A 20,245-nucleotide genomic window follows, 5' to 3' on the forward strand; every position below is an offset into this window, starting at 1 on the left:
ACCCCGCTACTTGAGCAGGCGGGAGAGGCGGCGGTCCGCGAGGGGTTTGCCGTTGGTCTGGCAGGTCGGGCAGTACTGGAACGACTTGTCGGCGAACGACACCTCGCGGATCGTGTCCGAGCAGATCGGGCAGGGGAGGCCGGTGCGGGCGTGCACGCGCAGGCCGGACCTCTTCTCGCCTTTGAGCCGCGCGGCGTCTTGGCCCACGGACCTGGTGACGGCGTCCGTCAGCACCGTGCGCATGGACTCATAGAGGCGGTCCACGGCTTCCGCCGGTAGGCGGGCGGGCGTGGCGTAAGGCGAGAGTTTGGCGACGTGGAGGATCTCGTCGGAGTAGGCGTTGCCGATGCCTGCCAGCACCCGCTGACTGGTCAGCAGGTTCTTGAGGCGCTCCGAGCGGCCCGCCAAGAGTTCGCCGAACTCGTCCCTTGTCAGCGCTAGCGCGTCGGGACCCAGGGTGGCGATCTGCTCGATCGTCGCCGGGTCCTCGACGATCCACACCGCCAGGCCCTTCTTCGTGCCCGCTTCGGTCAGGTCGAAGCCGGGACCTTGACCGGGCGGGCCCAGGTGCACGCGCAGCGCCAGCGGCCCCTTGCCCGGCTTCGGCGGCATCGCCGACATGGTGTCGGCCCACCGCAGCCACCCGGCCCTGGCCAGGTGGGTGACCAGGTGCAGGCCATCGGCTTCCAGGACCAGGTACTTGCCGTGCCGGGACGCCCCGGTGACCTCGCGGTCGTGCAGCGCGGTCCACGGCGGGCTGGCGGTCTTGAGCACGCTGAGCGAGGCCACGTCGACGCGGTGGACGCGGCGACCGACGGCGTGTTCGCGCAGGTGGTGGGCTAGGGCCTCGACCTCGGGGAGTTCCGGCACGACACTAGTCTCGCCGCTGATCGGCGCGCTGTCATGCCCTGGCGCGCGGGGTGACCGGCTGGATACGGTCAGGTCAACGGCTTGAGCACGCCCTCGTAGCTGGGCTGGGTGTCCTGGCTGATCTCCTTGGCGATCCGCGCGATCTCGTTGCGCGCGCTGAAGTAGCCCCGGATCGTGCCCATCCACCGCTCGGTGGGCTCACCCTCGCCGTCGTCGCCGGTCTCGGCCACCAGCGTCCACGGTCGCCGGACCGCCCAGCGCGCCGGGAAGAAGAGGATGGCCAGCGCGATCAGCAGCATTAACCAGCCCGGCACCACCACGTCGGTGGGCATCCACGCGACCAGCGCGATCACCAGGACCGAGATCAGCACCAACATCACCACACCGGGCACGTACCCGGCTGCGACGTCGTGCTCGAAGTCGTCCTCGGTGGCCGGGGTGCGCCACTCGAGCGTGCCGTGCACGGTCCAGAGCCGACCGTTCACGTCGCGGACCTGACGCGTCATCTCCTGCCCTCCGGCCGCCGGTGCGTGGCAGTGGCACGCACCCGGGTCTGACAGCACCAGGGGGCAACGTTACCTCCTCGGCGCTGCGACCAACGGGTGAAATGCCCGACCAGCCTGCGGTACCGATTCTCGCACCGGCGACCGGAGTTGATCAACTAGCGGCGGCGTGGTGTACCCGTCACGGTGACCGTCGACCCGGATTCCACCCTGGTTCCCCGGGCCGAGCCCGGGTAGCGGGTCCTGGTGTACTCGACCTGCCTGGTCACCGAGGTGGTCTGGCCCGCCGCGTTGACCTTGGTGGTGACCCTGGTCTCGGTGACGACGTCGTAGCGGTCGTAGATCGACCACTTCCGCTCGTAGGCGGTCTGGGTGTAGACGACCGGCAGCGACTCGTCGTAGTAGTCGGCCTGCTGCAGGTTCGCCCGGCCGGGCCGCTTGGGTTGCCCTGCGGGATTGGTCTGGACGGTCCTGTTCGGCTTCTCCGCCTGCGTGTTGGTCTGCGGCTGCGCCTTCGCGGGGGTCGGGACCCGCACGACCTGGCTGGCCGCCTGGGGCGGTTGCGCGGCGGCGGGGACCTCTTGGCGGGGCGTGGTCGTCGGCTGGGTGTTGTTGTCCCCGCCGGGCTGCTCGGAGTTGCCCGAGGGGTTGTCCGGCCGTTTGCGCTGGGTCGGGACGACGTCGCCCGTAGGCGCCGGTGCGAGCCCGCCCGCGGCCGTCGGGTCCGGGCTTATAAGCAACTCGGTCGGACCAGTGCCCTCGAAGTCTGCGTAGGCCCGCTGGTCGACACTGGCGCCCCAGGGCACTAAGGCAAGCCCGAAGACGCCGACCGCGGCCGCTGAGGTGGCCGCAAGAGTCACTTGCATCTTCGCGGTGGACAGCAGCCCCTTGAACGCGCCGAAGCTGGTGACCGACGCGGTGCTGGAGGTGACCAGCCCGATCTGCTGCCACAACGCCACCCCGGCGATCGGGGCCGCGATGAACGCCGCGTGGGCGCGCAGACCGGAGCAGACGTCCTGCAGCTCGGCTTGCATCGACGTGCAGGACGGGCACGTGGACAGGTGCGCGCGGACCTTGCGCCGCTCTGTCCCCTTGATGCTGCCTGCCGTGTAGGCGCCCAACTTCTCCAGCACCGACCGGCACCCAGTGGAACCGCGGTCGACAGTCAGGTGCGCCTGGAGGTAGGCGGCGCGCAGACCCTGGCGCGCGCGGCGGGCAAGAGCCGCTGTCGCGTTGGGGCTGAGCCCGAAGTTGCCCGCGACGACCGCGGGCCGCTCACCCTCGACCTCCACCTTCCACAGCACACTGCGCCAACGCTCGGGCAGGCTGGTGAAGGCGCGGGTGATCAGCGTGCGTTCGGTGGACTGGCCGGTGTTGTCCGGGCCCGCGCCGACGCGGTGGCTGAGTTCCTCGTCGCTCACCGGGACGTCGCGCTTGCGGGCGTTCCACTCCCACGCCACGCGCCTGGTGACGATCAGCAGGTAGCCGCGCACGTTGTCGACGGGTCCGGATCCGCGCCGAACCGCCTGCAGCACGCGGAAGAAGGCCTCCGCGGCGAGGTCCTCGGCTTCGGCCCGGTCGTTGACCAGCCCGAGCGCGAGCCTGCGCACCGCGTCGGAGTGTCGGGAGAACAGCTCGCCGAACGCGGCGTCGTCGCCGGTGCGCAGCCGTTGCAGGAGTGCCAGATCTTCGCAGGCGCCGGTCGACGAACCACCCTCGTCGACGTCGCGACGCCCGCCGGAAGCAGGCCGGTGAATCCCGGTCATCCGGCCCGGTACCTCCTCCTGGCCGTCGTGACAGTGTTGAACAAGATGCCACACGGGGTTGTCCAGCGGTCGATAAACGTGAATAACGTTAAGAGGACCCCATCATCTGTACTAGCCCGTCCAGTAGCGCTTGGCTGGCCCAACAGCACCCCCTACGTCGGTGAGTGTGGTGAACGTACCCCCTCTGAGGTAGCGCGAACGGAGCCTAAGCTATAGTTCCGGTACCTGAGCAAGACCGGGTAGGCGGATGTAGCGCAGCTGGTAGCGCATCACCTTGCCAAGGTGAGGGTCGCGAGTTCGAGTCTCGTCATCCGCTCAGCGAAAGGCCCCCTGTTCCCAGGGGGCCTTTCGCTTTATTCCTCGATGATCGCGGTGAGCCTGCCGGTGTTGACGGCGGCGACCAGGTCGGCGTGGTCGGCCTCCGTCTGATCCGCGTAGGCCATGGCGTACTTGCCGAATGCCTCGTCAAGTTCCTCGCCGCAGTAGCCCGCGAGCAGCCTGGGGTCCACGGAACGGGTGTGCGCGCGGGCGAGCAGGGCACCGGCGAAGCGCCCGTAGTCGTCGAGGTGGTCGCGTTCGAGCGTGGTCGGGTCGATCTCGCCCTTGCGGTTGCGGAACTGCCGGACGATGTAGTGCCTGCCCTCGACGGTGGTCCAGCCGAGCAGGATGTCGGTCTCCGCCTGCACCAGCCGCGCGCCGTGCACGACCCGCTTGCCCTCGTGCTTGGCGGGTGCGTGCCCGAGGTGGTGCGCCAGCGCCGACGACTGGGCCTCCTTCACCTGCAGCACCAGCGCCTCGTCGCCGTTGCCGTGCAACAGGACCAGGTAGTTGCGCAGGCCGACGCTGCCGGTGCCGACCACGCGGAAGGCCACGTCCGACACCCCGTAGCGCATGATCAGGTTCCGCCGGGACTCGCGCAGCGTCTCCACGTACTCCGGCAACGCGGCCACCACCGCGTCGGCGACCCGGTCGCTGACCGAGGTCAGCACCGGCGGCTCGGTCACGAACCGCCACCGCTGGTCGGCGCCGCGCTGGGTCCACTTCGCGGCGACCTTGGCGCTGGTGTTCTTGCGCGCCTTCTTGGCCGCACGGGCGAAGTCGTCCAGCAGCGCCTGCGCGTCGACCTTGGCCAGCACCGACTCGTCGCCCAGTGCCGACCACGACTCCAGGAACGGCTGCTCGGCGAGGTGGTCGAGCGCCTTGCGGTAGGACCGCACCACGTCCTCGGCGGCTTCCCTGCAGGACTTGTCGGAGAACCCGCCTTCGCGGCCCGCCAGCACGATGCTGGTCGCCAGCCGCTTGAGGTCCCACTCCCACGGGCCGGGCACCGTCTCGTCGAAGTCGTTGATGTCCATGACGATCTGGCCCTCGGGGGTGCCGTAGAGCCCGAAGTTGGCCGCGTGCGCGTCGCCGCACAGCTGCGCTTCCAGGCCCGTGCGCGGGGTGCCGACGAGGTCGGCCGCCATCAACCCGGCGCTGCCCCGGAAGAAGGCGAACGGCGAGGCGAGCATCCGGCCCACCCGCAGCGGCACCAGCTCCTCGACCCGACCGGCGTTGCTCGCGTCCAGGAAGTCCACGATCGGGGGACGGTCCGCCGCGAGGCTGACCGCCTTGTGGTCGCGCAACGCCGCCACGTCCCGCAGCGCCTTGCCCCGCGCGAAGACCTCGCCCGGCTCCACCCAACGCCCCAATGCCGCCGCGGTCCGTGCCCGCGCCCGTTCGCCCATGCGCGACATCATGCCTGTTCACACCGGGTGTCGACGCCGGGTTGACCGGGTCACCGGTTGATCTTCGCCAACCGGACGAACCGCTGCGGGCCATTCGAACACTTGTGCACATTGTGGATAACTGCTGTGGACAACCACTGCCCTGTGGTGTGCCCGATTGACTACCGGTCAACCCCCGAAATTGGCCGTTGAGCTGGGGAATCACCCGCATCGGGCGAGGCGCGGCCGCGATCGAGGTGACCGGAGTTGTCCACAGGCTGGGGATAACTAGGCGGTAGCTAGCGCGGGGGAGCGGCGTCGGGTAAGGGCGAGGAAAGCCACTAGCACGACAGCCGTCAGACCGGCCAGCAGCCACAGCGACAGCCGCAGCGCGCCGGTGTAGCCCTCGCCGCCGAGGGTGCCGTGCGTGCCGGTCGCGATGATCGACCCGACGACGGCGATGCCGATCGTCTCGAAGGCCAGCCGGGACGTGCCGAACATGCCGGACGCGGTCCCCGCCCGGCTCGGCCCGGCACTGGTCAGCGCCATGCCGTCGACCAGACCGGTGGACAGCCCGATGCCCGCGCCGAGCGTGAGCAGCGGCCCGGCCAGCGACAGCGCGGTGCTGTCCTGGTTGATGGTGGTGAGCCACGCGGTCCCCACGCCGACCAGCGCGAGCGCGGCTGCCAGCACGGCGTTCGCCGAGGTCCACCGCGCGAGCGCCCCCGCGACCAGCGGCAGCACCAGGATCGGCGCGGTCATCAGGATCAGCGTGGCACCCGCCTGCTGCGCGGTCTGGCCGACCACCTCGGTCAGGTACGACGGCAGGTACACCAGCAACGGCACCATCACCGCCACGAACGTCGCCGCGGCCATGGCGGCGGCCAGGAAACCGGGCGTGCGCAGCAGGTCGAAGTGGAACATCGGGTTCGCCACCCGGCGCTCCACCGCGGTGAACGCGACCAGCAGCCCGATCCCGACCACGAACGCGGCCAGCACCAGCGGGTGGGCCCAGCCGAGCGCGGGTCCCTCGATGAAGCCGGTGATGATCAGCAGCAGCCCGGCGGTGAAGGTGACCGTGCCCGGCCAGTCCACCCCCTTGGCGTCCGGGTTGCTGGATTCGGGCAGCAGTGGCACGAGCACCAACGCGGCGACCCCGACCGCGGCGGGAAACCAGAACACCGCCTGCCAGCCGAGCGCACCCATCAGCAGGCTCGACACCGACGGCCCGAACGCCAGGCCGAAGCCGATCGTGGTGCCGAACAGGCTGAACGCGAGCGCCTTGGTCCTGCCGGTGAACGAACTCGCCATGATCGCCACCGCACTGGTCGCCGCTGCGGCCGCACCGATGCCGGACAGGCCACGCAGCACGTCGAGCACCAGCAGGTTCGGCGAAACGGCGCTGAGCAGCCCGCCCGCCGCGAAGATCGCGGTACCCGAGGCGAACACCCGCCGCCTACCCACGATGTCGGCCAGCCCGCCTGCCGCGAGCATGAACCCGGCGAAGGTCGTGTTGTAGGCGTTGACCACCCACTGCACCGAGGCGAGGTCGCCGTGCAGCGCCTCGCGGATCTCCGGCAGCGCGATGGAGGCGCCGGTGAGCGTGATCGGGAACATCAGGACGGCGAGCAGCAGCGTGGCGAGGGCAACCCCCTGGTTGGTGCGCACCCCGCCAGTTTCGTCGGATGGCGAACTATTGGAAAGCAGGATTCCGGTCCTCTCGTGGGCGCCGCGCGCAACCACCCAGGTCAGCGCAGCGCGGCGGTGGTTGTGCTGTGCCCCACAAACCAACCGCGGCCAGATCGGCGCTGCGGTTCTCACGGGTTCGCGGCATCAGCCAGAAGTGCTCGCACAGGCCCTCGGGGGCACTGGAGCTCGGCGGGACGACGGCCCGCCGTCTCCCGACCGTACCGATGCGGTCGGTCGGGCGCTATCGGGTTCGCGCGCCTACGACGCGCGCGAGTAGCTCGCCGAGGTGGATTTGCTCTCGCCGACGCTCTTGCCGACGAAGAACGCGGCCGTCGCGATGCCCAGGACCACGACGATCGCGAGGATCACCAGCAGCACGGTCCGGCCGCGGCCGGGCTTGCGGTCGGCGGCGAACACGTCCTGCTGCCACCCGGCGGAGGTGGTGCCCATCTCCGGTACCTCTTCGCCCACCCACCACGGCGGCGCGCTCTCCACCGGCCGCTGCTGGTTCCAGCTCTGCGGGATCGCGGGCTGCTGGGCTTGCTGAGGTGCCGCCACCTGCGGCTGTACCTGCGGCGGGAAGGCGGTGGTGACCGTGCGCATCTCGCTGCTGGACACCACCTGGGTGCGGTCCGCCTGCGGCTGCGCGGCTTGCTGCGCGAGCTGCTCCGGGTTGCGCACGACCTGGGTGCGGTCCGGCTGCGGCTCCTGCGGGCGCACCGTCTGCACGGTCTGCGTCCGCTCCCCGACGGGCAGCCCTGGCGGCGGCGGGGTGTCGTCGGTGATCGGCGGGATGATCGTGGTGGACTCGACCGCCGGGATGTCGTCCTTCCACTTGAAGGCAGGCGGGAACGGGCCGTCGCTCGGCTTGTCCTGGCTGACCTGCGGAACCGGCACCGGGGCCGAGATCGGCGCCGCCGCGGCCGGTGGCGGCGTGGGGGCGGGCGGCAGCGGCAACTGGGTGATCGGTTCCGGCGCGGCCTGCACGGCGGCGGGCTGGACCGGGAGACTCGGCAGCCCGGTGTCCCCGCTGGCGGCCTTGGCCAGCACGGCGTCGCGCCGGACGCGGTAGTCGTCAGAGGACAGGCGCCCGGCGGCCAGGTCGGCGTCTAGCTGCCTTAACTCTTCTTGCCACGTCATCGCCGTGCCCCTCCACCGTGTGGACGTACCCTATCCAATGTGACTTCGCCGGTTCAGCGGGCGGGCAACGCCACCAGCGTGCGTTTGAGGACCGACTCGAAGTAGGCCCGGAACCCCAGATCGTCGTCTTTCGAGGTGGCGGTGACAACGACGGTCCAGGCGCCGGAGCGGTAGACGGCCCGGTAGAGCTGGGTGCCGCCCTGGCCGGTGCGGACCACTTGGATGCCTTCCGGCGCGCTGTCTTCGGTCCACCCCGTGGCGGCGGCGTAGGCGAGGACGTCCTTCGCGCGGTCGGGGCCGGTCGCGTTGTCCAGGACGTTCACGGTCAGTGAGCGCGGACCGTCGGTGGAGGCGGTGTTGACCAGCCCGGAGCTGCCCGCGTTGGGGATCTCCGGTCCGTAGAGGCCGAGTTGGGGGCCAACGGACACGGGTAAGACCGACGGCGGCGACTTGACCGTGCCGGGTAACTGCGGCAACCCCTTGGCCAGTTCGTCCGCCCGGCTCGCCGCCGTCGGCTGCGGTGTCTCCGCGACCGGCTCCGAGTCCCCGGAGAACAACCAGATCCCCGCCGCCACCACGACCGCCGCGCCGACGACCCCCAGCGCGATCCGCCCGACCCGCCCCCCGGACTCGACGAACAGCGATTCGCCGTCGACGAACCGCCCCCGGTCCACGTCCAGCGCCCGCGGCGGCGCGGGCTCCCGCCGCGGCAAGAACGCCGACGACGGGATGTGCACCCGCCGCGTCGTCCCGGACGCCTCGGCCAGCGCCTCGTCCCGCAACCGCCGGTGCTCCGCCGCGTCGATCTCCCCGGCGGCCAACCGGTCGTCGAGGTCGCGGAGGGTGTCCTGCCACTGCATGTGTTCGGGATCCCCCTCTGCTCGGTGCTGTCCCCGTTGCCTGGGCCCCACGGGTCTCTACAGTGGTGTCATGACGCTGTTCAGGCGGGACAAGACTCGTATTGTCGCAGCCGACCAGGCACTGCCGGGTCGCCAGGAGCCGATGGTGGTCCCGACGGCGCACACGGTGTACCCCGACCGGCGTATCGTGCCGCCGTTCCCCGAGGGCACCAGCACCGCTGTGTTCGCCATGGGCTGCTTCTGGGGCCCCGAGCGTGTCTACTGGAACGTCCCCGGCGTGCACTCCACCGCCGTGGGCTACGTCGGCGGCTACACCCCCAACCCCACCTATGAGGAAGTCTGCTCCGGCATGACCGGCCACACCGAGGCCGTCCTCGTGGTGTTCGACCCCAAGCAGGTCAGCTACGACGACCTGCTCAAGATCTTCTGGGAAGGCCACGACCCCACCCAGGGCCTGCGCCAGGGCAACGACCTCGGCAGCCAGTACCGCTCGGCCCTGTACTACGCCGACGACGCCCAGAAGGCCGCCATCGAGAAGTCTTTGGCCGCCTACCAGGACGTCCTCACCCGCGCGGGCTACGGCCAAATCACCACAGAGGTAGAACCCACAGGCGACTTCTTCTACGCCGAGGACTACCACCAGCAGTACCTGAGCGACCAAAAGAACCCCAACGGCTACTGCGGCATGGGCGGCACTGGTGTCTCCTGCCCCATCGGCCTGGGAGTCCAGGAGAACTAGTCGGCGGCTGAGGGAGATGACGCGGAAGGCGCCCGTGCCGGGCGATCGGGTTCGGGTTCCGTTCGGGTTCACGGAACTGGCGGGCATGGTCCTGCGCACCTCCCTCGGCCGCAACGGTCTGACCGTCACCGTGGCGGTGGACGTCGAGGGTGCTGACCGGCCGATCGTCAACAACTACCCGCTGGCCGAGGTCAAGGCGCCTTCCGCTGCCTGATGGTCGCCCGGCGTGCTCCCTCGTGCCCAACCCGCCGCGCAGGGCAGTGCTGATGGGAGGTGTCGGTGAGCGACAGCATCGAGGTTGGTAGTCGGGTGGTCGTGCCCTTCGGTCTCCGGGACGTCGAGGGTGTGGTGGTTCGGGTTCGGGACACGGGGCTCGGGGTGCGGGTGACCGTGGAGTTGGTCATCGAGGGCGCGGATGAGCACTTGGTGACGACGTATCCGCGGGAGTCGGTCACCGCTGCTTGATGGTCGCCCGGTGTCGTTGGGCTCCGTATGTTGGGGGATGTGTTCACCACCAGGCCCGAGCTCGTGGGCACCTTCGGCATGGTCGCGTCCACCCACTGGCTCGCCTCCGCCGCCGGGATGGCGGTCCTCGAGGACGGCGGCAACGCCTTCGACGCGGCGGTTGCGGCCGGGTTCGTGCTCCAGGTCGTCGAGCCGCACCTGAATGGCCCCGGTGGTGAGGTCCCAGCGGTGTTCACCACCGCCACCGATCCCACGCCAAGAGTCCTGTGCGGGCAAGGGGTCGCGCCCGCAGGGGCGACGGTCGAGCACTACCGCGGGCTGGGGTTGGACCTGATCCCAGGCAGCGGACTCCTGGCCACAACCGTGCCCGGAGCGTGGGACGGTTGGCTCACCTTGCTGCGGGACCACGGGACCAAGCGCCTGAGCGACGTCCTCAAGTACGCGATCGGCTACGCGCGCAACGGTTTCCCGCTCCTGGACCGGGTGCCCGCGGTGGTCAACACCGTGCGGGAGCTGTTCACCGACCATTGGCCCACGTCAGGCGCGTTGTGGTTCGGCGCGACCGGTAGTCGGTTTGCGAATCCGGGTTTGGCGGATACCTGGGAGAAGCTCAGCCGGGCCAGCGGGACGCGCGAGGCCGAGATCGAGGCGGCGCGGCGGGCGTGGTCGCAGGGGTTTGTGGCTGAGGCGGTGGATTCGTTCTGCCGCAAGGCTTTTCGGGATGATTCTGGGCGGGATCACACGGGTGTGCTCACGGGTCAGGACATGGCCGACTGGTCCGCGACCTACGAGCCCGCGACCACTGCTGACTTCGGCCCGTGGACGTTGGCCAAGTGTGGCCCGTGGACCCAGGGACCTGTTCTCCTGCAACAACTCCGCCTGCTCGAACACACCACCCTGTCTTACGCGGACGGAATCCCCACCGCCGACACCGTGCACACCGCCCTGGAGGCCACCAAGCTCGCCTTCGCCGATCGCGAAGCCTGGTACGGCGACGCCGAGGTCCCTGTGGATCTCCTGCTCTCCCGCGAGTACGCCGCCGAACGGGCCCGGCTCATCGAAAGCACCGCCTCCCACGAACTCCGCCCCGGCGGCCCCAACCCCCGCCTCCCGCATTACCCCAGCGCGCCCGAACACCTCTCCGGCGCCATCGGCGAACCCACGGTCCGCGCGGACGGGTCCACCAAGGGCGACACCGTGCACATCGACGTCGTCGACCGGTGGGGGAACATGATCTCCGCGACCCCGTCCGGTGGCTGGTTGCAGTCGTCGCCCACCATCCCCGAGCTGGGGTTCTGCCTGGGCAGCCGCGCGCAGATGTTCTGGCTGGACGAGGGGCTGCCGAACACTCTGGCCCCCGGCAAGCGCCCGAGGATCACCCTCACCCCGAGCCTGGCCCTGCACGAGGGCATCCCCCGGATCGCGTTCGGCACCCCGGGCGGTGACGGCCAGGACCAGTGGCAGTTGTGCTTCTGGCTGGCCCACACGGTCGGCGGGCTCAACCTCCAGGCCGCGATCGATGCCCCCGCGTGGCACTCCAACGCGGTGCCGAGCTCGTTCTACCCGCGCGATTTCGTCCCCGGCGAGGCGCACGTCGAGTCGCGCCTCGGGCAGTCCACGATCGCCGAGCTGCGCGCCAGGGGCCACGGGGTCGTCGACGTCGGTCCCTGGACGTTGGGGCGGCTATCTGCTGTTTCACGTGAATCAAACGGCCTGCTGCGGGCCGCCGCGAACCCCAGGGGCATGCAGGGCTACGCGGTGGGCCGCTAGAACAGGGCGGCCAGCTTGGTGACCGTGTTGAAGTTGCGGGCCGTCACGGCCACGCCCCACTTCTTCTCGACCGCGGGGACCACGAGCGGCGAGTTGCTGATCCCGTCCGGGCACCACTGGTAGATCACCCGGTCGCCGACCACCACCCGCCCGGGGTCCAGCGTGGCCGGGTCGAACTCGGGCGAGTCTGGAGTGGCCGAGACGAACGCGGCGACCATCTTCGACCCGTCGGTCGCCTCCGGGAAGGGCGCGGCCGCCAGTACCGCCCGCAGTTCGTCGCCGGTGCGCACCAGGCACCGCGTTTTCAGCCCAACCTCGGCGAGCAGCGCCCGCTCCACCTCCTGCTCGACCTCCTCGGCCGCAGCGTCGGTGCTCAGCACGGCGTTGCCGCTCTGCAGCAGCGTCCGCACGTCGGCGTACCCGAGTCCGGTCAGCACCGCGCGCAGGTCGGCCATCGGCAGCTTCGCCCGTCCGCCGACGTTCACCCCGCGCAGCAGTGCCGCGTAGCCGGTCATCGCGCGGCGAGGCCGAAGGTGAGCCCGGTCAGTTCCTCGCTGGTGTCCCACAGCCGCTTGGCGAGCTCGCGGTCGCGGGCGGCTTCCAGCGGGAAGACGACCTTCGGGTAGCCCTTCTGCTCCTTGCGCCCGTCCGGCCCGATCAGCTGCCCGCCTTCGACGTCCTGCGACACGGCGGCGAACAGCTGCGGCAGCGCCCCCATCTCGGCGTCCTGGGCGGAGAGCCGGTTGGACACCTTCAGCGCCAGCTTCATCAGCCCGGACGGCCCGCTGGACTGCAGGTTCGTCGCGGCGTAGCCGGGGTGGGCCATGGTGCTGGTGAGGGCGACGCCGTTGAGCCGGAGCCTGCGGTGCAGTTCGAGGCCGAACACCACGTTGGCCAGCTTGGACTGCGAGTAGTAGCCGGTGCGCGAGTACTTGTGCTCGCCGTGCAGGTCGTCGAAGTGGATCCGGCCGCGGCGGTGCAGGAACGAGGTGACGGTGACCACGCGCGGGTCGGCGCCCTGGGTCAGCACGTCGAGCAGCCGGGCGGTGAGCGCGAAGTGGCCGAGGTGGTTGACCGCGAACTGCAGTTCGTAGCCCTGGGCGCTGGTGGTGCGCGGCGGCATCATCACGCCCGCGTTGTTGACCAGCACGTCGACCTCGCGGATTCCCGCGGCGAACACCTCGACGCTGTCGAGGTCGGCCAGGTCGAGCACGCGGGTCTCGACAGTCGCCTCCGGGTGCTCGGCGACGATCGCGTCGACCGCCTCCTGCCCCTTCTCCGGGTCCCGTGCGGTGAGGATGACCTGGGCGCCCTTGGCGGCGAGCGCGCGGCAGGTCTGGAAGCCGAGTCCGCTGTTGCCACCGGTGACGATGAAGGTCCGGCCATCCAACCGGGGGATGTCGGCGGCGGTCCAACCGGGGGACTGGGCCTCCGGCTCACCTTCTGGTGTCGTGCTCATGGCCATAGCCTGCCTTACCCGGGTCACCCACACAGGGAGCGGTCCACGTTACATCTGATGTCTGGCTCACACGCGCCGTCCCGCCTTATCGTCAGTGGTGTGGAGCTCCGTCACCTGGGTGAGTCAGGACTGGTGGTCAGCGCCGTCGGTCTCGGCTGCAACAACCTGGGCCGACCGGGCACGGCCGCTGAGTCGCTGGCGGGTTCGCGCGAGCTGGTGTCCGCGGCGATCGACGCCGGGGTGACGCTGTTCGACGTGGCCGACGTGTACGGGGCGCCGCGCGGTCGCAGCGAGGAGTTGCTCGGCCAGGCCCTGGTGGGGCGGCGGGAGCGGGCGGTCGTCGCGACGAAGTTCGGCCTGGACATGCAGGGCGTCAACGGGCCGGACTTCAGTGCCCGTGGTTCCCGCCGGTACGTGCGCCGGGCGGCGGAGACCTCGCTGCGCAGGCTGGGCACGGACTGGATCGACCTCTACCAACTGCACCGACCGGACCCGGGGACGCCGATCGAGGAGACCCTCTCGGCGCTCGACGACCTGGTGCGCGACGGCCTGGTCCGGTACGCGGGGGTGTGCAACCTGGCCGCCTGGCAGTTGGCCGACGTGTGCTGGACCGCGCGGACCGAGCGCGTCGGTCCCGTGGTGTCGACGCAGAACCACTACTCGCTGCTCGAGCGCGACGCCGAGCGCGAGATCGTGCCCGCTTGCCAGCGGTTCTCGGTCAGCCTGCTGCCGTACTTCCCGCTGGCCAATGGCCTGTTGACCGGCAAGTACGCCCGCGACGAGCAGCCGCCCGCTGGCAGCAGGCTCGCGGGTAGGCAGCGATTGCTCGCCGACGCGCCCTGGGACCGGATCGAGAAGTTGCGCGCGTTCGCCGATGAGCGCGGGATCAGCATGGCCACTCTGGCCATCGGCTGGCTGGCGGCCCAACCGACGGTCGGCTCGGTGATCGCGGGCGCGACGACCCCCGAACAGGTGACCGCCAACGCGGCGGCGGCGAACTGGCGGCCCAGCGCGGACGACCTGGTGGCGATCGACGGCATCTGCCGCGTGCGACACAGTCCGGTGGGGGCCGCGCTGAACGGGCGTTAACCTCTGCCGCGGAGCACTACGCCCGGGCGAGAGGAACGCACACATGCAGATCGACGGGACCGCGGCCATCGTCACCGGAGGCGCGTCCGGCCTCGGCGGCGCGACCGCCCGAGCCCTCGCGGCGGCGGGTGCGAAGGTCTTCGCGCTGGACCTGCCGTCGTCGATCTCCTCGGCGGCCGAGGTCGAGGGCGTCACCTACGTCGCGGCCGATGTGACCGACCCCGAGCAGGTCGAGGCCGCTGTCGCCCAGGCAGCCGGTGGGTCGGCCCCGCTGCGGATCGTGGTCAACTGCGCCGGGATCGGCCCGTCGGCGCGCATCCTGTCCAAGCGCGGCCCGCACGACCTCGGCCTGTTCCGCAAGGTCGTCGAGGTCAACCTGATCGGCACGTTCAACGTCGTCACCCTGGCCGCGGCCGAGATCGCCAAGACCGAGCCGGTCGACGCGCACGGCCAGCGCGGTGCCGTGATCAACACGGCCTCCATCGCCGCGTTCGACGGCCAGGTCGGCCAGGCCGCCTACGCCGCGTCCAAGGGCGGTGTCGTCGGGCTGACCCTGCCCGCCGCCCGCGACCTGGCCACCTCCGGCATCCGGGTCACCACCATCGCCCCCGGCATCATCGACACCCCGATGCTGGCCACCGTCAGCGATGAGTTCCGCGCGGCGCTGGCCGAGGGCGTCCCGTTCCCCAAGCGCCTGGGCAACCCCGACGAGTACGCCGCCCTGGCACTGTCGATCATCGCCCAGGACTACCTCAACGGCGAGGTCATCCGCATCGACGGCGCGCTGCGGATGGCCCCCAGGTAGCCCGGTGCCCCGGTGGGCGGTTGACGCCCGCTGAGCACCGGATACCTTGACCCCGTCCTTGTCACGCCAGACGGGTGAACGGGAGCATGAGCAGGTGGACTTCCTGACCGAGCGCGCGTTCGTGGGTGTCGTCGCCACGCTCATCGTGCTCGGCCTGTTCGTCTTCCTCTGCCGCCCGCGCAAGTCCGGGTCGGTACACGACGCCGTGCTCGACACCGTCCAGCGGTTGTCGAAAGCCGCCCCCGAGCTGCGCAACGGGCTGACCGAGCAGGCGGCAGACCAGGCCACCACGCACCTGCTCGAGATGCTCAAGTGCGTCGCCGTCGGCATCTCCGACCGCGAGGGCAGGCTGCTGTCCTGGGACGGCCAGGCCAACGAGCACTACGCCGACCTCGAGGAGCAGATCGTCGAGACCGTGCGCGAGGGCCACCGCGCGCACGTGCAGCACGAGAACCTGCAGTGCCGCAGGCGCGGCAGTTGCCCGATGCGCACCGCGGTCATCGTGCCGCTGATCATCGACGGCCAGGTGGAGGGCGCGCTGATCGTCGTCGGCGGGGTCGACGGCAAGCGGATGATCCGCGCGGCCGACGAGGTCGCCCGGTTCCTGTGCATCCAGTTGGAGCTGGCCAAGCTCGACGAGTCCAAGCAGCAGTTGGCGCAGGCGGAGCTGCGGGCGCTGCGGGCGCAGATCTCGCCGCACTTCATCTACAACACGCTCAACACCATCTCGTCGCTGATCCGCACCGATCCCGAGCAGTCGCGCGAGCTGCTGCAGGACTTCGCCGCGTTCACCAGGTACTCCTTCCGGTCCAACGGCATGTTCGCCACGCTCGCCGACGAGCTGAGCAACATCGACCGGTACCTGACCATCGAGTGCGCCCGCTACGGCGACCGGCTCAGCGTCCGGCTGCGGATCGCCCCGGAGGTGCAGTCGGTGGTGGTGCCGTTCCTGGTGCTGCAGCCGCTGGTGGAGAACGCGGTGCGGCACGGCATCGCGAAGAAGCCCGGCGGCGGCACCGTCAGCGTGTTCGCCCACGACAACGGCACCGAGGCGCTCATCACCGTGGAGGACGACGGGGTCGGGATGGACGCCGACCGGCTGTTCGAGGACCTGCGCGACGCGCACAAGAGCGGCGCGCACGTGGGTGTCGGCAACATCAACTACCGGATGCGCCAGGTGTTCGGCGACGACTACGCGCTCATGGTCGAGACGGCGCCGGGCGCGGGCATGAAGGTGACCCTGCGGGTGCCCAAGTACTTCCCCGGGGTCCGGCCGGACCTGCCGAGCTTCACCGGGGTGGACGACGACGAGGACGCCAGGGCCGGGCACCTGCCGCCGCCGTGATCGAAACGCCGTTCTCAGCTTTTCGGACGTAGGGTTGCGCGGTATGAGCGTGACCGAGAAGCTGGCCAGGCTGCCCAGGATCGGCGACCGCGGTGACCGCGCCCCGGTGGTCGCCGTGGTGCGGCTGCACGGCGTGATCTCCCCGACCCCGTCGCCGCTGGCCAGGGGCGCCATCAACACCACCACCGTCGAGTCGGCGCTGACCAGGGCGTTCGACCACGACCGGCTGGTCGCGGTGGCCCTGGCGGTCAACTCGCCCGGCGGGGCGCCCACCCAGTCGGCACTGGTGTCGGAGCGGGTCCGCGAACTCGCCGCCAAGAAGGGCGTGCCGGTACTGGCGTTCTGCGAGGACGTCGCCGCGTCCGGGGGCTACCTGCTGGCCTGCGCGGGTGACGAGATCTACGCGCACTCCTCGTCGCTGGTCGGCTCGATCGGGGTGGTGTCCTCCGGGTTCGGCCTGGTCGGCCTGCTGGAGCGGGTCGGTCTCGAGCGCAGGCTCTACACCGCTGGCTCGCGCAAGGTCCGGCTCGACCCGTTCCTGCCGGAGAAGGAAGAGGACGTGCAGTGGCTCTCGGGCAGGCTCGACGAGCTGCACGAGCAGTTCGCGGGCTGGGTGCGCGAGCGGCGCGGCGACCGGCTCAAGGGCAGCGACGAGGACCTGTTCTCCGGTGAGGTCTGGACCGGCGCGAAGGCGCTGGAGCTGGGGTTGGTCGACGGGCTCGGGAGCATGCGCTCGGTGCTGGGGCAGCGGTACCCCGACGCCGAGATCGTGGTGGCCGAGCCGAAGCGGGCCCTGCTGGCCAGGTTGGGGCTGGCGGGCGGGCCGGGCGCTCTGCTGTCCACTTCGGACCGTGTGCTGGCCGCGGTGCAGGCCCTGGAGAACCGGGCGACCTGGTCCAGGTTCGGTCTCTAGGCCGGGCGGGGGTGCGCGAACCGTGACCGCCCTGTCACAATCGCGCGGAATGCTTCACCTGCGCTGGCGGTGCGCCGTCCGCGCCAACCCCGACCACTCGGCAAGGTTGCGCCCACCGTGAGTACTGCGAACAACACCCCCGGCCTCGTCGTCCTCGCCGTCGATGACGAGAAGGCTGGCATGGACGTGCTGGTCGAGCGGCTCAACGGCAACCGGCACGTGCGCCGGGTCCTGTCCGCGTTCGACGCGACCGAGGCCCTGCTGCTGCTCTCCGGCGACGACCCGGAGCTGGCCAGCCGCAAGGACCAGGGCCTGTCGGTCGTCGACGCGGTGTTCGCCGACCTGGACATGCCGGGGCTCACCGGCATGGAGCTGGCCAAGGTGCTCGCCGGGTTCAAACCGGCGCCGGTGCTGGTGTTCGTCACCGCGCACAGCCACGAGGCGGTCGCCGCCTTCGAGCTCGGCGCGGTCGACTACCTGCTCAAGCCCGCCGAGCAGCCGCGCATCGACAAGGCCATGGAGCGGGTGCTCGCCAAGATCCACCAGAACGGCGGCGGCAACCAGAACCCGGTCCCCGAGCAGCGCGACGACGAGGTCATCCCGGTCGAGCTCGCGGGCACCACGAAGCTGGTGTCGCGCGCGTCGGTGCGCTGGGTCGAGGCGCAGGGCGACTACGCCAGGCTCTACACCTCCGACGGCTCGCACCTGGTGCGCATCCCGCTCGCGCAGTTGGAGGAGCGCTGGGAGAAGGCCGGGTTCGTGCGCATCCACCGGTCGTACCTGGTCCCGATCTCGCTGATCACCGAGCTGCGGATGGGCGGGTCGGGCTACTCGGTGGTGATCGGGCACGAGGAGAAGGTCCTGCCGGTCAGCCGCAGGCACACCCGTGAGCTCAAGGACCGGCTGGTCCGGGGCGGCGGGGCGTGAGCACCCCGGGGTCCGGTGGGTCCCCGCAGCCGCGCCCGCGCCGCAAGAAGGTCGTGCTCGCCGATTCCCGCGCGCCGGTCACCGTGCTGCGCACCGTGGTCGAGTTGGAGGAGCAGACCAGCTGGGCCGAGGAGGTGGTGCGCTCGTTCATCCGCACCCAGTTCCGGGCCGCGGTGAAGTTCGCCGTCGGCACCCTGCTGCTCTTCGGCGCGCTGCCGCTGACGTTCTACGTGTTCCCCGAGCTGTCGGACGTCGAGTTCGCCGGGGTGTCGCTGCCGTGGCTGATGCTGGGTGTGGCGCCGTTCCCGGTGCTGTTCGGCATCGGGTACTGGTACAACGTGGTCGCCGAGAGCAACGAGCGCGACTTCGTCGACATGGTCGAGAAGTAGCGCGGTGGAGTTGAACGCCTGGGCCGTGGTGGCCATCAGCCTCGTCGGCCTCGCCACGTTCTCCCTCGGGTTCCGCAGTTCCCGGCTGGCCAGCACCACCCAGGACTTCCTCGTCGCCAGGCGCACGGTCCGGTCCAGGCGCAACGCGGCGGCGATCTCCGGGGAGTACCTGTCGGCGGCGTCGTTCCTCGGTGTCGCCGGGCTCGTGCTCAAGGACGGCGCCGACGCGCTGTGGTACCCGATCGGCTTCACCGCGGGCTACCTCACGCTGATGCTCTTCGTCGCCGCGCCACTACGCCGTTCTGGTGCCTACACGTTGCCCGACTTCTGCGAGGCGCGGCTCGGGTCGGCTGGGTTGCGCAGGTTGGCAACAGCGACCGTAGTGTTCATCGGGATCCTCTATCTGGTGCCGCAGTTCCAAGGCGCTGGGTTGACCGTGCACCAGATCTTGCCGTCAGTGCCGAGTTGGAGCGGTTCGGTCCTGGTGGCGGTGCTGGTCATCATCAACGTCTTCGGTGGCGGCATGCGCGCGGTCACCTTGGTGCAGGCTTTCCAGTACTGGCTGAAGCTGTTCGCCATAGCCGCGCCCACGTTCATCCTGTGCGTGCTGTTCTTCAACCAGGGTGGAGTGAGCGGCCTAGGCGCGACGGGGTTGTCTGAGCCGCTGCCACCCCGGTTCACGCGCGACGCGGTGATCACTGTTGAGACCGACGTGGTGCTGCAGGTCAAGGACGGTGTGTGGCTGTCGGCCAATGGCACGGTGGACAACGCCCCCGCGACTGGCCAGGTTTATTGGGGTCCTGGTAACCACGCGGTGGACGAGGGGACCGAACTGCGGTTCTCAGAAGGCAGCGAGACCCCTGTCGTTCACCCCGCCGCGCTCGACAACGCGTCTTGGCTGCGACCGGTCAACGGCACCGGCGACCTCTTCACCACGTACTCGCTGATCATCGGCTTGTTCCTGGGCACCATGGGCCTGCCGCACGTGCTGGTGCGGTTCTATACGAACCCGGACGGGAAGGCCGCGCGACGCACGACATTACATGTGCTGCTGCTGCTCGGCTTGTTCTATGTATTCCCGATCCTTCTCGGTGCTCTATCGCGCGTGTACGCGCCAGAACTGTTGGTAGCTGGGCGAACCGATGCCGCCGTGTTGGCACTGCCACTGAAGATCGCGCCTAACGCACTCGGCGAGATCCTCGGTGCGGTCACCGCCGCGGGAGCGTTCGCCGCCTTCTTGTCGACGTCGTCCGGGCTCGTGGTGAGCGTCGCGGGTGTGTTGTCGACCGACATCCTCAAGGGCCGGATACGCGACTTCCGGTTCGGGACGGCGCTCGCCGGGGGAGTGCCGTTGGCGTTGGCGCTGGTGCTGCGACCCAGCGACATCTCGCTCAGCATCGGCATGACCTTCGCGCTGGCCGCGTCCACGTTCTCCCCGGTCCTGCTGCTGGGCATCTGGTGGCGCAAGATCACCTGGGTCGGCGCGGCGGCGGGCATGGTGGTCGGCGGCACCATGGTGCTGACCTCGATCGTGATCACCACGGTCAGCGGCTACACCGGCGGCTGGGCGCCCTCGTTCCTGCAGCAGCCCGCCCTGGCCACGGTGCCCATCGCCTTCCTGGTCGTCATGATCACCAGCAAGGCCACCCAGGGGCGGATCCCGCCGGACACCAACCGCATCCGGTTGCGCATGCACGCCCCTGACCGGCTCGGCTTCATCCGCGACCGCGACATCGCCCGGTTCGGCACCGCCGAGGAACGCACCCGGCTGGCGAACGGACGACACCGCCGCTGACCGTGCAACCTCCCG

The 20,245-nt window shown here is 70.3% G+C and carries 20 protein-coding genes and 1 tRNA gene; 12 read left to right on the forward strand and 9 right to left on the reverse strand.

What is annotated here, in order from left to right:
• Positions 1–6: 6 nt before the first annotated feature.
• The 3 genes from JOD54_RS06670 to JOD54_RS06680 form a co-directional block, all read right to left on the reverse strand.
• On the reverse strand, positions 7–870 hold the full coding sequence (locus tag JOD54_RS06670) for an Fpg/Nei family DNA glycosylase (protein WP_204449693.1): 864 nt from the start codon (positions 868–870) through the stop codon (positions 7–9).
• Positions 871–938: 68 nt separating this feature from the next.
• Positions 939–1,376, reverse strand: a complete 438-nt coding sequence (locus tag JOD54_RS06675) for a DUF983 domain-containing protein (protein WP_204449694.1) — start codon at positions 1,374–1,376, stop codon at positions 939–941.
• A gap of 155 nt (positions 1,377–1,531) precedes the next feature.
• The gene (locus JOD54_RS06680; protein WP_204449695.1) at positions 1,532–3,139 is read right to left on the reverse strand and encodes a sigma-70 family RNA polymerase sigma factor; all 1,608 of its coding nucleotides are present in this window, start codon (positions 3,137–3,139) and stop codon (positions 1,532–1,534) included.
• Positions 3,140–3,382: 243 nt separating this feature from the next.
• Between JOD54_RS06680 and JOD54_RS06685 the strand changes: the two genes are divergently transcribed.
• Positions 3,383–3,455, forward strand: a tRNA-Gly gene (locus JOD54_RS06685).
• A 37-nt stretch (positions 3,456–3,492) separates the two neighbouring features.
• On the opposite strand, the gene JOD54_RS06690 is transcribed toward JOD54_RS06685, so the two are convergent.
• From JOD54_RS06690 to JOD54_RS06705, 4 genes are all read right to left on the reverse strand, one after another.
• On the reverse strand, positions 3,493–4,866 hold the full coding sequence (locus tag JOD54_RS06690) for a DUF2252 domain-containing protein (RefSeq protein WP_204449696.1): 1,374 nt from the start codon (positions 4,864–4,866) through the stop codon (positions 3,493–3,495).
• A 267-nt stretch (positions 4,867–5,133) separates the two neighbouring features.
• Entirely contained in the window at positions 5,134–6,513 is a 1,380-nt protein-coding gene (locus JOD54_RS06695; protein WP_204449697.1) for an MFS transporter, read from the reverse strand.
• 279 nt (positions 6,514–6,792) lie between these two features.
• Entirely contained in the window at positions 6,793–7,674 is an 882-nt protein-coding gene (locus JOD54_RS06700; protein WP_204449698.1) for a hypothetical protein, read from the reverse strand.
• 53 nt (positions 7,675–7,727) lie between these two features.
• Positions 7,728–8,534, reverse strand: coding sequence for an SHOCT domain-containing protein (locus JOD54_RS06705; protein ID WP_204457020.1), 807 nt, complete (start codon positions 8,532–8,534; stop codon positions 7,728–7,730).
• A 70-nt stretch (positions 8,535–8,604) separates the two neighbouring features.
• On the opposite strand from JOD54_RS06705, the gene msrA reads away from it, so the two are divergent.
• From msrA to JOD54_RS06725, 4 genes are all read left to right on the forward strand, one after another.
• Positions 8,605–9,273: a peptide-methionine (S)-S-oxide reductase MsrA gene (gene msrA, locus JOD54_RS06710; protein WP_204449699.1), complete on the forward strand. Its 669-nt coding sequence runs from the start codon at positions 8,605–8,607 to the stop codon at positions 9,271–9,273.
• Between the two features lie 16 nt (positions 9,274–9,289).
• Entirely contained in the window at positions 9,290–9,487 is a 198-nt protein-coding gene (locus JOD54_RS06715) for a hypothetical protein (RefSeq protein ID WP_204449700.1), read from the forward strand.
• A gap of 65 nt (positions 9,488–9,552) precedes the next feature.
• Positions 9,553–9,738, forward strand: a complete 186-nt coding sequence (locus JOD54_RS06720; protein WP_204449701.1) for a hypothetical protein — start codon at positions 9,553–9,555, stop codon at positions 9,736–9,738.
• Between the two features lie 39 nt (positions 9,739–9,777).
• Complete coding sequence (locus JOD54_RS06725) at positions 9,778–11,508, forward strand: gamma-glutamyltransferase family protein (protein ID WP_204449702.1); 1,731 nt, start codon at positions 9,778–9,780, stop codon at positions 11,506–11,508.
• On the opposite strand, the gene JOD54_RS06730 is transcribed toward JOD54_RS06725, so the two are convergent.
• Together JOD54_RS06730 and JOD54_RS06735 are read right to left on the reverse strand one after the other, a co-directional pair.
• The gene (locus JOD54_RS06730; protein WP_204449703.1) at positions 11,505–12,023 is read right to left on the reverse strand and encodes a DUF1697 domain-containing protein; all 519 of its coding nucleotides are present in this window, start codon (positions 12,021–12,023) and stop codon (positions 11,505–11,507) included. The genes JOD54_RS06725 and JOD54_RS06730 overlap by 4 nt on opposite strands.
• Positions 12,020–12,967 carry an oxidoreductase gene (locus JOD54_RS06735; protein WP_204449704.1) on the reverse strand — a complete coding sequence of 316 codons (948 nt, stop codon included), beginning with the start codon at positions 12,965–12,967 and terminating at the stop codon, positions 12,020–12,022. The genes JOD54_RS06730 and JOD54_RS06735 overlap by 4 nt, the downstream gene beginning before the upstream one ends.
• A gap of 99 nt (positions 12,968–13,066) precedes the next feature.
• Between JOD54_RS06735 and JOD54_RS06740 the strand changes: the two genes are divergently transcribed.
• The 7 genes from JOD54_RS06740 to JOD54_RS06770 all read left to right on the forward strand — a co-directional run bounded on the left by JOD54_RS06740 (position 13,067) and on the right by JOD54_RS06770 (position 20,230).
• Positions 13,067–14,056 (forward strand): aldo/keto reductase, encoded by a 990-nt coding sequence (locus tag JOD54_RS06740; RefSeq protein ID WP_204449705.1) that lies wholly within the window; start codon positions 13,067–13,069, stop codon positions 14,054–14,056.
• A 43-nt stretch (positions 14,057–14,099) separates the two neighbouring features.
• Complete coding sequence (locus tag JOD54_RS06745; protein WP_204449706.1) at positions 14,100–14,861, forward strand: SDR family NAD(P)-dependent oxidoreductase; 762 nt, start codon at positions 14,100–14,102, stop codon at positions 14,859–14,861.
• Between the two features lie 94 nt (positions 14,862–14,955).
• Positions 14,956–16,206, forward strand: a complete 1,251-nt coding sequence (locus tag JOD54_RS06750) for a sensor histidine kinase (RefSeq protein ID WP_204449707.1) — start codon at positions 14,956–14,958, stop codon at positions 16,204–16,206.
• Positions 16,207–16,249: 43 nt separating this feature from the next.
• On the forward strand, positions 16,250–17,119 hold the full coding sequence (locus JOD54_RS06755; protein WP_204449708.1) for a S49 family peptidase: 870 nt from the start codon (positions 16,250–16,252) through the stop codon (positions 17,117–17,119).
• A 117-nt stretch (positions 17,120–17,236) separates the two neighbouring features.
• The gene (locus JOD54_RS06760; protein WP_204449709.1) at positions 17,237–18,046 is read left to right on the forward strand and encodes a LytR/AlgR family response regulator transcription factor; all 810 of its coding nucleotides are present in this window, start codon (positions 17,237–17,239) and stop codon (positions 18,044–18,046) included.
• Positions 18,043–18,435, forward strand: a complete 393-nt coding sequence (locus JOD54_RS06765; RefSeq protein ID WP_204449710.1) for a hypothetical protein — start codon at positions 18,043–18,045, stop codon at positions 18,433–18,435. The genes JOD54_RS06760 and JOD54_RS06765 overlap by 4 nt, the downstream gene beginning before the upstream one ends.
• 4 nt (positions 18,436–18,439) lie before the next feature.
• A complete protein-coding gene (locus JOD54_RS06770; protein WP_204449711.1) occupies positions 18,440–20,230 on the forward strand; it encodes a sodium/solute symporter in 1,791 nt (596 codons plus the stop codon).
• The last annotated feature ends 15 nt before the right edge of the window (positions 20,231–20,245 follow it).

This window comes from Actinokineospora baliensis, from assembly GCF_016907695.1.
GTDB lineage: Bacteria > Actinomycetota > Actinomycetes > Mycobacteriales > Pseudonocardiaceae > Actinokineospora > Actinokineospora baliensis.

Excerpts from the sequence above, each read along its gene's own strand:
- JOD54_RS06675 (WP_204449694.1), bottom strand. The coding sequence starts at position 1,376 with ATGACGCGTCAGGTCCGCGACGTGAACGGTCGGCTCTGGACCGTGCAC.
- JOD54_RS06680 (WP_204449695.1), bottom strand. The coding sequence starts at position 3,139 with ATGACCGGGATTCACCGGCCTGCTTCCGGCGGGCGTCGCGACGTCGAC.
- JOD54_RS06690 (WP_204449696.1), bottom strand. The coding sequence starts at position 4,866 with ATGGGCGAACGGGCGCGGGCACGGACCGCGGCGGCATTGGGGCGTTGG.
- JOD54_RS06700 (WP_204449698.1), bottom strand. The coding sequence starts at position 7,674 with ATGACGTGGCAAGAAGAGTTAAGGCAGCTAGACGCCGACCTGGCCGCC.
- JOD54_RS06705 (WP_204457020.1), bottom strand. The coding sequence starts at position 8,534 with ATGCAGTGGCAGGACACCCTCCGCGACCTCGACGACCGGTTGGCCGCC.
- msrA (WP_204449699.1), top strand. The coding sequence starts at position 8,605 with ATGACGCTGTTCAGGCGGGACAAGACTCGTATTGTCGCAGCCGACCAG.
- JOD54_RS06715 (WP_204449700.1), top strand. The coding sequence starts at position 9,290 with ATGACGCGGAAGGCGCCCGTGCCGGGCGATCGGGTTCGGGTTCCGTTC.
- JOD54_RS06730 (WP_204449703.1), bottom strand. The coding sequence starts at position 12,023 with ATGACCGGCTACGCGGCACTGCTGCGCGGGGTGAACGTCGGCGGACGG.
- JOD54_RS06735 (WP_204449704.1), bottom strand. The coding sequence starts at position 12,967 with ATGAGCACGACACCAGAAGGTGAGCCGGAGGCCCAGTCCCCCGGTTGG.
- JOD54_RS06745 (WP_204449706.1), top strand. The coding sequence starts at position 14,100 with ATGCAGATCGACGGGACCGCGGCCATCGTCACCGGAGGCGCGTCCGGC.
- JOD54_RS06755 (WP_204449708.1), top strand. The coding sequence starts at position 16,250 with ATGAGCGTGACCGAGAAGCTGGCCAGGCTGCCCAGGATCGGCGACCGC.